This window comes from Amycolatopsis sp. CA-211722, assembly GCF_056828465.1.
In genome coordinates, this window is sequence record NZ_CP184752.1 from 4085564 (window position 1) to 4101202 (window position 15639).

Consider the following 15639-nt stretch of genomic DNA (forward strand, 5'->3'; position numbering starts at 1 on the left):
GTAAAGTGGCGGGCAGATGACGACGAACCGTGCCCCCGCCACACGGCACCGTTCCGTCTTCTTCCTGCTGATCTTGCTCGTCTTCGCCTTCGTCACGCCGACCGTTCCCCACGGGCACGGCCGGACCGCGAAGGAAGATCCCGTCGCCGTTTTCGCGACGCATCCGCTGCCCGCCTTCCACGGCGGGCAAGCCGTTCCCCTCGCCGACGCTCCCGTCGAAGCGGAGCCCGTCGACCTTCCCGACGCCGGTCACGTCCCTGAGCAGGGCGAACCCGTCGTCATCACCCGTGCGGTGCCCCAGGCGCCCGCGCGGGCGCCTCCGCGCTGATCCGGTTCCCACATCGCCGCATCAGCCACCATCGGAGGTCTCCATGAGTTCCGGTCATGCCCTGCTGGCCGTCGGCGGGGCGTTCCTCGCCGCCGGCGTGATCGCCAGAGCGGGCGCCCGTATCGGGCTGCCGACCATCCCCCTGTTCATGCTGGCCGGTTTCGTCTTCGGCCCCCACACCCCCGGACTGTCCCTTGTGGACGATCCGGCCGAACTCGGTGTGCTCGCCGGGCTCGGCCTCGTCTTCCTCCTGTTCTATCTCGGCCTCGAATTCTCCCTCGACGACCTGGCCAAGGGCGGGCGCAAACTCGTCTGGTCCGGGCTGATCTACCTGATCCTGAACATCGGCGGCGGGCTCGCCTTCGGCTTCCTGCTGGGCTGGGGGACCAGGGAGGCGCTGGTCATCGCCGGCGCCATCGGTATCTCGTCGTCGGCGATCGTCACCAAGCTCCTGCTCGAATCCCGCCGGATGAACAACCCCGAATCCCGGCTGATCATGGGCATCATCGTGATCGAGGACCTGTTCCTCGCGCTGTACCTGGCGTTGCTGCAGCCGGTGCTGTCCGGCGCCGGGAGCTTCGGTTCGGCGCTCGCCGACTTCGGCAAGGCCTTCGCGTTCCTGATCGTGATGGCCGCGCTCGCCCGCTGGGGTGGCCGGGTGGTGTCGAAGCTGTTCGGTTCGGCCGACGACGAGCTGCTCACGGTCTGCTTCGTCGGGGTCGCGGTGATGGGCGCCGCCGTCGCCGAAGAGGTCGGGGTGTCCGACGCCATCGGAGCGTTCATGGTCGGCATGATGCTCGGCGGCTCGAAGGTCGCGCCGCGGATCCACAAGCTGGTGCTCCCGCTGCGGGACGCGTTCGGCGCGCTGTTCTTCTTCATCTTCGGGCTCAGCATCGACCCGAACGCGGTCGGCTCGGTGGTCGTGCCGGTGCTGATCGCGGTGGCGCTGACGATCGCGCTGAACCTGGGCGCGGGCGCGCTGGCCGCGCGGGTGAACGGCTTCGATCGTCAGGCCGGGGTCAACATCGGGCTCACCGTGCTCACTCGCGGCGAGTTCTCGCTCGTGCTCGCGGCGATGGCGACCGCGGCCGGGCTGGACTCGCGGGTCGCGCCGTTCGTCGCGGGCTACGTCCTCCTGCTGGCCGTGATCGGTCCAGTCGCGGTCATCCGCTCGGAGAAACTCACCTGGTTGCTACCGGCGAGTATTGTCCGAGGCTCGACCCGCCGCGACGAGCCGGTGAGGGCGACGTGACGAGGAGGCCTGGGTGACCGAACGGTTCGGCGGCTACCAGAACGAGATCTACCTGCAGGGGCTCGGCGGGACCTTCCCGCCGTGCTCCACCGACGCCACGAAGCTGGAGGAGTCGGCGAGGGAGATCCTCGAGCCAGGGCCGTTCTGGTACGTCGCGGGCTCGGCCGGTTCCGGCGCCACGGCCCGCGCCAACCGGGAGGCGTTCGACCGCTGGCGCCTCGTGCCCCGGATGCTCACCGGCGCCACCGAACGCGACCTGTCCACGACCGTCCTGGGCACGCCCGTTCCGGCGCCGGTGCTGCTGGCGCCGGTCGGCGTCCAGTCGATCGTGCACGAGGGAGCCGAACCGGCGGCCGCGCGCGCCGCGGCGTCGGTCGGCCTGCCGTACGTCATGTCGACGGCGTCGTCCACGAGCATCGAGGACGTCGCCGCGGCCAGTGGCGAGGGGTCGCGCTGGTTCCAGCTGTACTGGCCGACCGACAACGACGTCTGCGCGAGCATCCTGGCGCGGGCGAAGGCCGCGGGCTTCACCACGCTCGTGGTCACGCTCGACACCTGGACCCTCGCGTGGCGCCCGAACGACCTCGACCACGCGTACCTGCCGTTCATCAAGGGCGAGGGGCTCGGCGTCCCGCTGAGCGACCCGGTGTTCCGCGGCCTGCTGGAGAAGACGCCGGAAGAGGATCCGCCCACCGCGATCCTGCGGTGGATCTCGATGATCACCGGCAGCGATCTCACCTGGGACCGGCTGCCGTTCCTGCGCGAGCACTGGGATGGGCCGATCGTGCTCAAGGGCATCCAGCACCCCGACGACGCGCGCCGCGCCGTCGAGGCCGGGATGGACGGGATCGTCGTGTCCAACCACGGCGGCCGCCAGGTCGACGGCGCGGTCGCGTCGCTCGACGCGCTCCCGGAGATCGTGGCCGCGGTCGGCGACCGGCTGGAGATCCTGTTCGACTCCGGCATCCGCACCGGCGCCGACATCGCCAAGGCGCTCGCGCTCGGGGCCAAGGCCGTGCTGGTGGGGCGGCCATGGGTGTACGGCCTGGCGCACGCGGGGGAGGACGGCGTCCGGCACGTGCTGCGGAGCCTGCTCGCCGACCTCGACCTGACCATGGGCCTGTCCGGGCACCGGACCCTGGCCGACCTCACGCCGGCCTCGCTCACCCGCGTTTAGTCCTCTAGTTGCGGTAGTTCGCGCTGCCAACTACCGCAACTAGAGGACTAAACGCGAGGGGTGGTGGTGACGTGGGGGATATTCGGAGGCCCGGATCGTCACGCACGGCTATCCTGGTGCCGGTCATGGCTTCTCAACCTTCCCCGCTCGGCGCCCTGCGCGCTCGCCTGCCCGAACTCATGTCGCGCGACGAGCACCGCCTCCGGCGCCGGCTCGACGGTGCCCGGAAAGCGCGGAACACCGAGTCGATCGCCGCCCAGATCGAGGCCGACATCGAGGCCGCCGAGCTGCGGGTCACCCGCAGGCGCGACGCCGTCCCGAAGATCTCGTTCCCCGAAGAGCTGCCGGTCAGCCAGCGGAAGGACGAGATCGCCGAGGCCATCCGCGACCACCAGGTGGTGATCGTCGCGGGCGAGACCGGGTCCGGGAAGACGACCCAGCTGCCGAAGATCTGTCTCGAACTCGGCCGTGGTGTCCGGGGCCAGATCGGGCACACACAGCCGCGGCGGCTGGCCGCGCGCACGGTCGCCGATCGCATCGCCTCGGAGCTGAACACCGAGCTCGGCGAGGCCGTCGGCTACAAGGTCCGGTTCACCGACCACTCCGGCCAGGACACGCTGGTCAAGCTGATGACCGACGGCATCCTGCTCGCCGAGATCCAGACCGACCGGATGCTGCGCCAGTACGACACGCTGATCATCGACGAGGCGCACGAGCGCAGCCTCAACATCGACTTCATCCTCGGTTACGTCAAACAGCTCCTGCCACGCCGGCCCGACCTCAAGGTGATCATCACCTCGGCGACGATCGACCCGGAGCGGTTCTCCAAGCACTTCGACGACGCGCCGATCGTGGAGGTCTCCGGGCGGACGTATCCGGTCGAGGTCCGCTACCGGCCGATCATCGACCCGGACGACCCGGACGCGGATCAAGACCGGGACCAGACGCAGGCCATCTGCGACGCGGTCGACGAACTCCAGCACGAGGGCCCCGGTGACATCCTGGTGTTCCTCTCCGGCGAGCGGGAGATCCGCGACGCCGCGGACGCCCTGTCCAAACAGGACCTCAGGAACACCGAGATCCTGCCGCTGTACGCGCGGCTCTCTTCGTCGGACCAGCACCGGGTGTTCCAGCGGCACACCGGGCGCCGAGTCGTGCTCGCGACGAACGTCGCCGAGACCTCGCTGACCGTGCCGGGCATCAAGTACGTCGTCGACCCCGGCACCGCCCGGATCTCGCGCTACAGCCACCGCACCAAGGTGCAGCGGCTGCCGATCGAGCCGGTCTCCCAGGCGTCGGCGAACCAGCGCAAGGGCCGCTGCGGGCGGACGTCCGACGGTATCTGCATCCGGCTGTACTCCGAGGACGACTTCGACGCCCGGCCCGAGTTCACCGATCCGGAGATCCTCCGGACGAACCTCGCGTCGGTCATCCTGCAGATGACCTCGCTCGGCCTCGGCGACATCGCGGCGTTCCCGTTCGTGGAGCCGCCGGATCGCCGTCAGGTGACCGACGGTGTCCAGCTGCTGCAGGAACTCGGCGCGTTCGAGATGTCGGACGGCAAGAAGCTCACCGAGACCGGCCGCAAGCTCGCGCAGCTCCCGGTCGACCCGCGGATGGCGCGGATGGTGCTGGAGGCCTCTCGCAACGGCTGCGTCCGCGAAGTGATGATCATCGCCGCCGCACTGTCCATTCAGGACCCGCGCGAGCGCCCGGCGGAGAAGCAGCAGGCTGCGGACGAGCAGCACGCGCGGTTCGTGGACAAGACGTCCGACTTCCTCGCGTACCTGAACCTGTGGGAGTACGTCACCGAGCAGCAGAAGGCGTTGTCCACCGGCCAGTTCCGCCGGATGTGCCGCAACGAGTACCTGAACTACCTGCGCATCCGCGAATGGCAGGACATCTTCAGCCAGCTGCGTCAGCTGGCCAAACCGCTCGGTATCACCCTCGACACCTCCGGCCCGGCGGACCCGCAACGTGTGCACACGTCGCTGATCGCCGGGCTGCTGTCGCACGTGGGTCTCAAGGATCCGGCCAAGGGCGACTATCTCGGCGCGCGCGGGGCGCGGTTCTCCGTGTTCCCGGGTTCGGCGCTGTTCAAGAAGCAGCCGCGGTTCGTCATGTCGGCCGAACTGGTCGAGACGTCGCGGCTGTGGGGCCGGGTCAACGCGCGGATCGAGCCGGAATGGGTCGAGCCGCTCGCCGGGCACGTCGTGAAGCGGAACTACTCCGAGCCGCATTGGGAACGCAAGCAAGGCGCGGTGATGGCGAAGGAGAAGGTGACGCTGTACGGCGTCCCGCTCGTCGCCGATCGCCGGGTGAACTACGGCCGCGTCGATCCCGAGGTCAGCCGCGAGCTGTTCATCCGGCATGCGCTGGTCGAGGGCGACTGGGAGACCCGGCACCACTTCTTCCGCGAGAACCGCGCGCTGCTCGACGAGGTCGAGGACCTGGAGAACCGGGCCCGCCGCCGCGACATCCTGGTCGACGACGAGACGCTGTTCGAGTTCTACGACCAGCGCGTCCCGGCCGACGTCGTCTCCGCGAGGCATTTCGACAGCTGGTGGAAGAAGGCGCGCCACACCCAGCCCGACCTGCTGAGCTTCGAGAAGACGATGCTCATCAACGAGACCGCGGGCGGCGTGCGCGAGGCCGATTACCCTGATTTCTGGACGCAGGGCGGCCAGACCTTCAAGCTCACGTACCAGTTCGAGCCGGGTGCCGACGCCGACGGTGTCACCGTGCACATCCCGCTGCCGGTGCTGAACCAGGTCACTCCGGACGGTTTCGACTGGCAGGTCCCCGGCCTGCGCGAAGAGCTGGTGACGCAGCTGATCAAGTCGCTGCCCAAGGCGATCCGGCGCAACTTCGTGCCGGCGCCCGATCACGCGAAGCTGGTGTTGTCGCGGGTCGGTCCGGCCGACGGGCCGCTGCTGCACGTCGTCGCCGACGAGCTGGAAGCGTTGCGCGGGGTGGTGATCCCCGACGACGCCTGGCAGCTGTCGGCGGTCCCCGAACATCTGAAGGTGACGTTCCGCGTCGTCGACGTCCGCGGCAAGAAGGTGTCCGAGGGCAAGGACATCGAGGCGCTCAAACGGGACCTGAGCGGCCAGGTGCGCGCGACGATCTCCAAGGCCGCCGACAGCATCGAGCGCGAGGGGTTGACGGCGCCCGCGTTCGGCGAGCTGCCGAAGGTGTTCGCGAGCAAGCAGCGCGGGCACGACGTCAAGGCGTATCCGGCGCTGGTCGACGAAGGCGGATCCGTGGCGGTGCGGCTGCTGGACACGCCGGGCCAGCAGGAACAGTCGATGTGGGCGGGCACGCGGCGGATGCTGCGGCTGAACATCCCGTCGCCGATGAAGTTCATCACCCGCAACCTCGGCAACTCGTCGAAACTCGTGCTGAACCGGAATCCGCACGGCTCCGTGGCGGCACTGCTCGAAGACTGTGTGGACTGCGCGGTCGACAAGCTCGTCGCCGACAACGGCGGACCGCGCTGGGACGAGGCCGGCTTCGCGGTCCTGCTGGAGAAGGTGCGTGCCGGGCTCAACGCCGGAGTGCTCGACGTGCTGACCAACGTCGAGAAGATCCTGCGCGCCGCGAACGACGTCGAAACGCGGCTGGCCGACACACGCGGCCCGAAGGACTCGCTCGCGGACGTCCGCACGCAGCTGGACGGCTTGGTGCACAAGGGTTTCGTCACCGAAACCGGGCAGGACAGGCTGAAGCACGTCGTCCGGTACCTGCGAGGAATCGAGCGGCGGCTGGAGAAGCTCCCGACCGAGCCGACGCGCGACATCCAGCGCACCGGCGACATCGCGTGGCTCCGCAACGAGTACCAGGCGGCGCTGGACGCGCTGCCGCCGGGCACTTCCTCGCCCGCGCTGCGGGAGATCCGGTGGATGATCGAGGAACTTCGGGTGAGCTTCTTCGCCCAGACGCTCGGTACCGCCCACCCCGTCTCGCTCAAGCGCGTCATCAAGGCCCTGGACGACGCCGCCGCCTGACCCCGCGAGTTACGCCCTCCATCACGCGAGTTACGCCCCCAATCACGCGAGTTACGCCCCCAATCACGCGAGTTACGCCCCCAATCACGCGAGTTCGCCGCCTGATCACGCGTGTCGTCCGTTCAATCACGCGTGTCGTCCATCTGCACACGCGAGTTCGCCATCTGGTCACGTGTGTCCCGTCGCCTGGAAACGGGACTCGTGTGATCGAGGCCGGAACTTGCGTGATTGAGGGCGCAACTCGCGTGACTGGAGGCGTAACTCGCGTGATTGAGGGCGTAACTCACTTAGCGTCGGCGTAGGTGTCCACGGCGGCGATGTGCAGCGGGAACCGGACCGGGCAAGCGGGACCGAAGAGCATCCGCGCCGCCTCGGCCATGCTGTCCACAATGGACTGAGAGACCTCGTCGGCGAACTCGGCGGGGGTGTGCACCAGGACCTCGTCGTGCTGGAAGAACACCAGGTGCGCGGGCGAGGGGAGCCTGCTCCGCAGGGTCGCCAGCAGGACCGCGGTCATGTCCGCCGCGCTCGCCTGCACGACGAAGTTCCGGGTGAAGCGTCCCCAGTTGCGGGACGCCTGGCGTGCCTTCAGCTCGCCGGCCTCGTCCTCCGCGACGCCGCCGGTCAGCGCGCGCCAGGCCTCCGACGGCGCGGGCGACGTCCGGCCCAGCCGGGAGCGGACGCGTTCCCCGCGTTCCCCGGCCTGCGCGGCACGCTCCACATAGGACACCGCGTCGGGGAACCTGGTGCGCAGCAACGCCAGCAGTGGCCCGGCCTCCCCGGACGTGCCGCCGTACATCGCCGACAGCATCGCGATCTTCGCGCGGTCCCGGTCGTCCCTGTCGTCCCACGCGGGCACCGGCACCCGGCGCACGCCGGAGAACATCGCCTCGGCGAGGCTCGCGTACAGATCCGTGGCCGCGGCGACCTCGGCGAGCTTCCGGTCTCCGGACAACGCCGTCAGCACCCGCGGCTCCAGCTGGGCGGCGTCGGCGACCACCAGCTTCCAGCCCGGATCGGCCCGGACACAGGTCCGCAGGATCTTCGGGATCTGCAGCGCGCCCCCGCCCCGGCTCGCCCAGCGGCCCGAAACGACCCCGCCGACCACGTAATGCGGGCGGAACCGGCCGTCGTGCACCCACTCGTCGAGCCACGTCCAGCCGTTGGCCGAATGCAGCCGCGCGAGCTCCTTGTACTCCAGCAGCGGCGGGACGGCGGGGTGGTCGATGTCGCGCAGCAGGTACTTCCTGGCCGACGAGACCTCGATGCCCTCCCGGCCGAGCGCCCGCACGACGCTGGCCGGGGCGTCCGGGTTGACCGGCCGCCCGCCGAACGCGGCGCTGATCTTCGCCGCCAGCTCGACCAGCCGCTTCGGCCGGTGCCCGGCCGGGACGCGGGGGCCGAGCTGCTCGGCGAGCAGCGCCAAATGCAGATCCGCCCGCCATGGCAGCCCGTCGGCCGACATCTCCGCGGCCGCCAGCGCGCTCGCCGACTCCGCGGCGAAAAGCAACCGGAGCCGCTCCGGATGATCGGTCAGCGCGACCCGCTTCTCCTGCTCCGCCAGCACCCGGCGCGCCGCGTCGATCACCGTGACACCGGAGGGGAGACGCGGCCCCCGGGTCTCGAACAGCGTCGGCTGGTCGTCCTCGGCCCAGAGCGGCGGCTCATCGGCGGGCGCCTCCTGCCCGTCCGCCCTGGCCAGCGCGGCACGCAGACTCCGCGACTCCTGCGGGCGGCCTTCGTGGGCCAGGAGCAATCCCTCGGTCAACGCCAGGTCGTGACAGCGGCGCACCCGGACGCCCGCCTTGATCAGCGCCGGATACGCCCCTTCGACCGACGGGAACACCCAACGGGGTGAGTGTTCCGCCTCCAGGTCGCGTACTTCGCCGACGAACTCCGTGAGCTTCAGTCCGCGCCGCGGCGGCTGCCCGGAAAAAGCGATCGCGAAGTCGCCATCCTCCTCTTGACCTGCGATCGCCTGCACACTCACATTGTGGTGGTTCCCACCGACATTTCTGTCACCAGACGGTTAGTGCGCCTGCGCTATCGGTCGGCTACTGTCGAGTAGCAACCCATACCGCCGGTACGTGCCGGTGGCATGGTGTCTCGCCGCAGCAGCAACGGAGGTGCCCGGATGAGAAACCCCACCGGCCTCGCCACCCTGGTGGCGGGCAAGGTGACCGAGACCGTGCGCAGCATCGACGTGATGCGCCAAGCGGGCCTGCTCCCCATCCCGCGCGTCGACGAAGGCCTGCGTTCGCTGGTCATGGTGCGCAAATGGGGCCCGTTCGCCGGCGCGAACATGATCGCCGCCCGCCGGGACCCGACCGCGACCGGCATCATCGACGAGCTCGGGCCGCTGACCTTCAAGCAGCTCGACACCCAGTCGAACGCGCTGGCCAGGGCGTGGTCCGAACGCGGCCTCGGACCGGGTTCGGTGATCGCCGCGCTGTGCCGTGACCACCGCGGTCTCGTGCTGACGATGCTCGCCTCGGGCAAGCTCGGCGCCAAGCTGCTGCTGATGAACACCGGGTTCGCCAAACCGCAGCTCGCGGACGTCGCGAAGCGTGAAGGTGTCACAGCGCTCGTGTACGACCAGGAGTTCACCGCCCTGCTGGACGCCGTCGAGGGCGACGTCGACCATTACCTCGCGTGGGTCGATTCGGACACCGCCCGCCCGGACGGCGTCCCGGTCGTCGCCGAGCTGGTCGCCAGCACCGACGACCGCGCGTGGCCCGCGCCCGCCAAACCCGGCGGCTTCATCCTGCTGACCAGCGGGACCACCGGGACGCCGAAGGGCGCGCCGCGGCCGCACACCTCCGCGCTCGCTTCCGCCCAGTTCCTCGACCGCATCCCGCTGCGAACCGGCGAGGCGACCTACATGGGCGCGCCGCTGTTCCACGGCACCGGTTTGTCGCAGTTCATCCTGTCGTTCGCGCTCGGTTCGAAGGTCGTCATGCGGCGCAAGTTCGTGCCGGAGGAGACGTTGCGCGGCGTCGCGGAGAACCGCTGCACCACGCTGGTCCTCGTGCCGACGATGCTGCAGCGGATCGTCGACCTGCCCGAGGAGGTCCGCGCCAAGTACGACACGTCGTCCCTGCGGATCATCTTCGTCGCCGGTTCCGCGCTGTCCCCGGATCTGGGGAACCGGGCGACCGCCGCGTTCGGCGACGTCGTGCACAACCTCTACGGCTCCACCGAGGTGGCGGTCGCGACGGTCGCGACCCCCGAAGACTGGCGCAAGGCACCGGGCACGGTCGGCCGCGCGCCGGTGGGCTGCAAGGTCGCGCTGTACGACGAAAAGGGCGGCCGGATCACCGAGCCGCACGTCACCGGCCGGGTGTTCGTCGGCAGCGGGCTGAGCTTCCAGGGCTACACCGACGGGCGCAACAAGGAGATCATCGACGGGCTGCTCTCCAGCGGCGACGTCGGCCATTTCGACGAGGACGGCCTGCTGTTCATCGACGGCCGCGACGACGAGATGATCGTCTCCGGTGGTGAGAACGTCTTCCCGATCGAGGTCGAGAACCTCTTGGTCGAACGCGAGGACGTGCTCGAAGCGGCCGTGGTCGGGGTCGACGATCCCGAATTCGGGCAGCGGCTGAAGGCCTTCGTGGTGCGGGCCGAGAAGTCGGAGCTGGACGTCGACGGCGTGCGCGAGTACGTCAAGGCCAACCTCGCCCGGTACAAGGTGCCGCGCGAGGTGGAGTTCCTCGACGAGCTACCGCGCAACGCGACCGGGAAGGTGCTGCGCAACAAGCTCCACTGATGTGACGGCCTCGTGAGTGGTAAGGACGGTTCTAACCGTCCTTACCACTCACGAGGCGTTCAGTACTCCCAGTCGATGCCGAACACGCCGGGGCCGAAGTCGAGCGCCACGGCGTGGACGCCGTTGCCCTGATCCGGTTTGAGCTCCTTCCGGTCCCTCGGTCCCGCCGAGGCGCCGTGGGCGCTGTACTGCCAGCATTTCGCCGGCACGGTGCCCGGATCGAACCGGACCTCCAGCAGGTACTCGCGGACAGGACGCCGGAACTCGCGGTAGTGCGTGTTCCGGCATTCCGGGTACGGCGGCCCGGGGTTGGTCAGCGAGTACTCGATCAGGTGGGTCTCGCCGCGGTCGATGGGCCGGTCGAAGAGCAGTTCGGCCACGGTGAGCCCGTGCTCGTCGTCGACCTCGGCGCGGCCGACGTGACAGTTGCGCAGCGTGTTCAGCACCGGCGGCCCGGCCTCCGGATCACCCTGGGCGTAGACCAGCAGCCAGCGGTCCTGCCCGTCCGCGCCCGCCTGGAACACCGCCCGCGCGGTCACCGCGCGTTGCCCGCCGTCCTCGGCGATCTCGCACAGGTCGTGCAGGCCGACGAGTTTCAGCTGATGGTGTTGTTCGAGCGCGTTGGGCGCGCCGACCTTCTCCAGCAGCGCCTGGAGCGCTTCGAGCGGGAAGGTCAGCGGCTGCTCCGTGGTCGCCCGGCTGCGGCGGGACGACGCCCCACGCGGCCGCGGCGGCGGCAACAGGCTGAGCAGTGAACCGGCGGGGATCGCCAGTACCTCTTCGAGGACCCGGACCGCGGACAGCGAACTCTGCCGTTCCGGCTGACGTTTGCCCGATTGCCAGTAGCTCAGCGCGGTCACGCTCACCGACGCGCCGCGCGCGAGCAGCCGGGCTTGGATACGGTCGAGACTCAGGCCGCTGGTGGCGATGGCCGATCGCAACGCGGTGGCGAACGCGGTACGCGGTTGATCTTCATCGTCCGTGGTCACTCGGTCCGCCGCGCTCCCCGCCACCATATGCTGCCCGACCGCCCCCGTCTGCCGTTCCCTGACACCGCCCGGTTGATAACAACACGAATAACTTTAACAGTCTGAGGTAACGCTTCAGGGGCGCCTTCTGCCAGGCGAAAACGACTTTCCGGACGAGCGTCGTTAGTCCGAATGGCCTAGTACTGGTAACTGTGAATCATTGCCCGCCCACCTGGGCACCGGCTTGCATGGCTCTCAACAACGATCATCCTCCCGGGTGATCCGCACGGCGCGGCAGGAAGGGAACCAGTGAGCAAGTCCCGGAAGAACCTGAAGTCCCGAAAGACCCGTAGCGGCCTCGTGGCGGGAGTCGCCCTCGCCGGTGTGACCGCGGCGGTCGCCACCTTCGGCGCGGGCGCGGCCAACGCCGAGCAGCAGGGCGAGATCCGCGGCGCGGGCGCGGCCAACGCGGTCGGCGGCAGCTACATCGTCGTGCTCAAGCCCACCGCGGTCGGCCAGGGCATCGCCGCGGCGCACGAGATCACCGCGAACGTGGCCGCCAAGGCGCAGGGCCTCACCGGCCAGTACGGCACCACGCTGTCCCGCACGTTCGGCTCGGCGCTGAACGGCTTCTCGATCAAGGCCGACGAGGCCGCCGCGAAGCGTCTCGCCGCCGACCCGCAGGTCGCGTACGTCGTCCAGAACAAGACGTTCAAGATCAGCGAGACCCAGGACAACCCGCCGTCGTGGGGCTTGGACCGCGTCGACCAGGCCGACCTGCCGCTCGACAACAAGTACACCTACCCGACGAAGGCCGACAACGTCACCGCCTACGTCATCGACACCGGTGTCCGCGGCTCGCACAAGGACTTCGGTGACCGCGCGACCGGCGGCAAGGACTTCGTCGACAACGACGACACCCCCAACGACGAGCACGGTCACGGCACGCACGTCGCCGGCACCATCGGCGGCACGGACCACGGCCTGGCCAAGGGCGTGAAGATCGTCGGCGTCCGCGTGCTGGACGCCAACGGCAGCGGCACCACCGAGGGTGTCGTCGCCGGTGTCGACTGGGTCGCGGCGAACGCCAAGGGCCCGTCGGTCGCCAACATGAGCCTGGGCGGCGGCGCGGACGACGCCCTGGACGCGGCGGTCAAGGGTGCCATCGACAAGGGCGTGACCTTCGCGCTCGCGGCCGGCAACGAGTCCTCCGACGCCGGCACCACTTCGCCCGCCCGGGTGAAGGAGGCCATCACGGTGGCCGCCAGTGACAAGACCGACAAGCAGGCCAGCTTCTCGAACTACGGTTCGGTCGTCGACCTGTACGCCCCGGGTGTCGACATCACGTCGTCGTGGGCGACCGGTGACGACGCCACCAACACCATCAGCGGTACCTCGATGGCCGCGCCGCACGTCGCCGGTGCCGCCGCGCTGTACCTCTCGGCGAACCCGGAAGCCACCCCGGCCCAGGTCGCCGAAGGTCTGGTCGGCGCCGCCGCGGACGGCAAGATCAGCAACCCGACCGGTGGAACGGCGAACAAGCTGCTTCAGGTCAAGTAAGTCCCTCGTGGACCAGCTGCCCCCGGCGAACTCCAGGCGCCGGGGGCAGCCCCATGTCCGAGGGGCTTCCAGACTTGTTACCAACGGGTAAGCTCCACGTCATGGTCCTGCGGAAGAACATCCTGATCACCGGGGCGAGCTCCGGACTCGGCGAAGGAATGGCCAGGCAGTACGCCGCGAGAGGCCGCAACCTGGCGCTGGCCGCCCGCCGTGTCGACCGGCTCGAAACCCTCGCCGCGGAGCTCAAGAAGGCGTATCCCGGCATCACCGTGGTCACCCGGAAGCTGGACGTGAACGACCACGACCAGGTCTTCGCCGTCTTCGAGGAGTTCCGCGAGGAACTCGGCTCCCTCGATCGCGTGATCGTGAACGCGGGGCTCGGCAAGGGGCAGCGCATCGGCTCCGGCCGCTTCGATGCCAACCGCGAGACCCTCCAGACGAACTTCCTCGCCGCGGCCGCCCAGATCGAGGCCGCCGTCGGCATCTTCCGCAAGCAGAAGAACGGCCACCTGGTGGTCGTGTCCTCCTTCCTCGCGCTGCGTGGTGTGCCCGGCAACGCCACCGCGTACGCTGCTTCGAAAGCGGGAATCTCCTCGTTCGCCGAGGGCACCCGGATCGAGCTGCTGAAGACGCCGATCAAGGTCACCACGCTGCATCCCGGGTTCATCGAATCGGAGATGAACGAAGACATCTCGAAGCTTCCGGGTGCCGTCAGGGCGGAGCCGGGCGCGCAGGCGCTGGTGAAGGCGATCGAGTCCGAGACGGCGAAGGCGTTCGTGCCGACGTGGCCGTGGAGCGTGCTTTCGAAGCTCTTCCCCTTCGTTCCGGCGCCGTTGCTGAAGAAGTTCGGATGACGGTGGCCCCGGACAAGACCGTCGAGGTCCGCGGCGAGGACTCGTTCGACCCGGCCGCGGTGCACGCCTGGCTGGCCGCGCGGGTGCCCGGGCTCGGCGATGCGCCGCCCGAGGTCCGTCAGTTCCCCGGTGGCGCCTCGAATCTCACGTACCTGCTGACCTATCCGGATCGCGAGCTGATCCTGCGGCGCCCGCCGCTGGGGCACAAGGCCGCCTCCGCGCACGACATGCGCCGCGAGTTCCGGGTCCAGCAGGGATTGCGGCCCGTCTTCCCGTACGTGCCCGAAGTTCTCGCCTTGTGCGACGACGAAACCGTGCTCGGTGGCGACTTCTACGTGATGGAACGGCTCGAAGGCCTGATCCTGCGCGGAGATCTGCCCGCCGGTCTCGACCTCTCTCCCGACGGTGCGCGGGAGCTGTGCGGCAAGGTCGTCGACAGGCTGGTCGAACTGCACGCCGTCGACGTCGCGGCTGCCGGCCTGGCCGATCTCGGCAAGGGCGCCGGATACGTCGAGCGCCAGGTGCGCGGCTGGTCGGAGCGGTTTCTCAAGGCACGCACGGAGAACGTGCCCGACTGCGCCGAGGTGATGGCGTGGCTGAAGGAGAACCAGCCGTCCGAGGTCAAGATCTGCTTGATCCACAACGACTACCGACTCGACAACCTGGTGCTCGACGACGATCTCGGCATCGTCGGCGTGCTCGACTGGGAGATGGCCACCCTCGGCGATCCGCTGATGGAACTGGGCAGCACCCTGGCGTACTGGGTGCAGGACGACGATGACGACGTCATGAAGCTCAGCCGCCGTCAGCCGACGCACGTGCCGGGGATGTACACGCGTGAGGAATTCGTGCGACGGTACGCGGAGCGGTCCGGCCTCGAAATCGGCGACTGGACGTTTTACGAGGTGTACGGCCTCTTCCGGCTCGCGGTGGTGATCCAGCAGATCTACTACCGCTACCACGCGGGGCAGACGACCAATCCGGCGCTGAAGGATCTCTGGCAGTTCGTCGGCTACCTGGACGGCCGCTGCCGCCGGATCATCGCGAAAGGGCACGCGTGATGGGCGCGATCTACCTGGTCCGGCACGGGCAGGCGTCGTTCGGCGCGGAGAACTACGACCAGCTCTCGCCGCGCGGTTTCGAACAGTCCACTGTGGTCGGTGAGGAGCTGCTCAGGCGAGGTGTCGAGTTCACCCAGGCGCGAGCGGGTTCCCTGGCGCGCCAACGGGATACGGCCGCGACGGCGTTGAAGGTGCTCGGCTCCGGGATCGCCGTCGTCGAGGACGAGCGCTGGAACGAGTACGACCACGTCGACATCGCGAAGTATCACGCCGCCGGTGTCCAGCAGACCGATTCCCGGGCGTACCAGGCCGCTTTGGACGGTGCGCTGAACGCGTGGGTGTCGGCGGGAGAGTCGAGCCCGTGTGCCGAGACCTGGCCCCGGTTCCTGGATCGGGTCAAGGGCGCGCTGGCCGACGTCGTGGCGTCGCTGGGCAAGGGCGAGCACGCCGTCGTCTTCAGCTCCGGCGGGGTGATCGCGACGGTCTGCGGCGCGCTCATGGGCACGCCGGAAGCGGGGCTGCTGAAACTGAACCGGGTCACCGTGAACGCGGGCATCACCAAACTCGTGTCCGGCCGCGGCGGAGTGACCCTGTTGTCGTTCAACGAACATCCGCATTTCGAGGCGGAAGCCGCACAACTGCTCACTTATCGGTAGGAGACAC

The 15639-nt window shown here is 69.2% G+C and carries 11 protein-coding genes; 9 read left to right on the forward strand and 2 right to left on the reverse strand.

What is annotated here, in order from left to right:
• The first annotated feature begins 16 nt into the window (after window positions 1-16).
• The 4 genes from ACOCEP_RS19835 (at window position 17) to hrpA (ending at window position 6764) form a co-directional block, all read left to right on the forward strand.
• Entirely contained in the window at window positions 17-328 is a 312-nt protein-coding gene (locus ACOCEP_RS19835; protein ID WP_482339152.1) for a hypothetical protein, read from the forward strand.
• Between the two features lie 43 nt (window positions 329-371).
• Window positions 372-1580 carry a cation:proton antiporter gene (locus ACOCEP_RS19840; RefSeq protein WP_482339154.1) on the forward strand — a complete coding sequence of 403 codons (1209 nt, stop codon included), beginning with the start codon at window positions 372-374 and terminating at the stop codon, window positions 1578-1580.
• A 13-nt stretch (window positions 1581-1593) separates the two neighbouring features.
• Window positions 1594-2757 (forward strand): lactate 2-monooxygenase, encoded by a 1164-nt coding sequence (locus tag ACOCEP_RS19845; protein WP_482339156.1) that lies wholly within the window; start codon window positions 1594-1596, stop codon window positions 2755-2757.
• A gap of 125 nt (window positions 2758-2882) precedes the next feature.
• Window positions 2883-6764, forward strand: a complete 3882-nt coding sequence (gene hrpA, locus ACOCEP_RS19850; RefSeq protein ID WP_482339157.1) for an ATP-dependent RNA helicase HrpA — start codon at window positions 2883-2885, stop codon at window positions 6762-6764.
• Between the two features lie 283 nt (window positions 6765-7047).
• Here hrpA and ACOCEP_RS19855 read toward each other — a convergent pair whose 3' ends face one another.
• Window positions 7048-8754 carry a bifunctional 3'-5' exonuclease/DNA polymerase gene (locus ACOCEP_RS19855; RefSeq protein WP_482339159.1) on the reverse strand — a complete coding sequence of 569 codons (1707 nt, stop codon included), beginning with the start codon at window positions 8752-8754 and terminating at the stop codon, window positions 7048-7050.
• A gap of 144 nt (window positions 8755-8898) precedes the next feature.
• On the opposite strand from ACOCEP_RS19855, the gene ACOCEP_RS19860 reads away from it, so the two are divergent.
• Window positions 8899-10533: an acyl-CoA synthetase gene (locus ACOCEP_RS19860; protein ID WP_482339160.1), complete on the forward strand. Its 1635-nt coding sequence runs from the start codon at window positions 8899-8901 to the stop codon at window positions 10531-10533.
• A 59-nt stretch (window positions 10534-10592) separates the two neighbouring features.
• Here the strand turns inward: ACOCEP_RS19860 and ACOCEP_RS19865 are convergent, their stop codons facing one another.
• Complete coding sequence (locus ACOCEP_RS19865; protein WP_126735509.1) at window positions 10593-11549, reverse strand: hypothetical protein; 957 nt, start codon at window positions 11547-11549, stop codon at window positions 10593-10595.
• A 261-nt stretch (window positions 11550-11810) separates the two neighbouring features.
• Here ACOCEP_RS19865 and ACOCEP_RS19870 point away from each other — a divergent pair, with 261 nt between their 5' ends.
• The 4 genes from ACOCEP_RS19870 to ACOCEP_RS19885 all read left to right on the forward strand — a co-directional run bounded on the left by ACOCEP_RS19870 (window position 11811) and on the right by ACOCEP_RS19885 (window position 15632).
• Window positions 11811-13061, forward strand: coding sequence for a S8 family peptidase (locus ACOCEP_RS19870; protein WP_482339161.1), 1251 nt, complete (start codon window positions 11811-11813; stop codon window positions 13059-13061).
• Between the two features lie 101 nt (window positions 13062-13162).
• Window positions 13163-13915 (forward strand): SDR family oxidoreductase, encoded by a 753-nt coding sequence (locus ACOCEP_RS19875; protein ID WP_482339163.1) that lies wholly within the window; start codon window positions 13163-13165, stop codon window positions 13913-13915.
• Window positions 13912-14976, forward strand: a complete 1065-nt coding sequence (locus tag ACOCEP_RS19880; protein WP_482339164.1) for a phosphotransferase family protein — start codon at window positions 13912-13914, stop codon at window positions 14974-14976. The genes ACOCEP_RS19875 and ACOCEP_RS19880 overlap by 4 nt, the downstream gene beginning before the upstream one ends.
• Window positions 14976-15632, forward strand: coding sequence for a histidine phosphatase family protein (locus ACOCEP_RS19885; protein ID WP_482339165.1), 657 nt, complete (start codon window positions 14976-14978; stop codon window positions 15630-15632). Before ACOCEP_RS19880 ends, ACOCEP_RS19885 begins: the two co-directional genes overlap by 1 nt.
• Window positions 15633-15639: the final 7 nt, after the last annotated feature.

Bases quoted from the DNA above. Each gene is read 5' to 3' on its own strand.
- ACOCEP_RS19880 (WP_482339164.1), top strand. From the start codon at position 13,912: ATGACGGTGGCCCCGGACAAGACCGTCGAGGTCCGCGGCGAGGACTCG.
- ACOCEP_RS19885 (WP_482339165.1), top strand. From the start codon at position 14,976: ATGGGCGCGATCTACCTGGTCCGGCACGGGCAGGCGTCGTTCGGCGCG.
- hrpA (WP_482339157.1), top strand. From the start codon at position 2,883: ATGGCTTCTCAACCTTCCCCGCTCGGCGCCCTGCGCGCTCGCCTGCCC.
- ACOCEP_RS19840 (WP_482339154.1), top strand. From the start codon at position 372: ATGAGTTCCGGTCATGCCCTGCTGGCCGTCGGCGGGGCGTTCCTCGCC.
- ACOCEP_RS19865 (WP_126735509.1), bottom strand. From the start codon at position 11,549: ATGGTGGCGGGGAGCGCGGCGGACCGAGTGACCACGGACGATGAAGAT.
- ACOCEP_RS19835 (WP_482339152.1), top strand. From the start codon at position 17: ATGACGACGAACCGTGCCCCCGCCACACGGCACCGTTCCGTCTTCTTC.
- ACOCEP_RS19875 (WP_482339163.1), top strand. From the start codon at position 13,163: ATGGTCCTGCGGAAGAACATCCTGATCACCGGGGCGAGCTCCGGACTC.
- ACOCEP_RS19860 (WP_482339160.1), top strand. From the start codon at position 8,899: ATGAGAAACCCCACCGGCCTCGCCACCCTGGTGGCGGGCAAGGTGACC.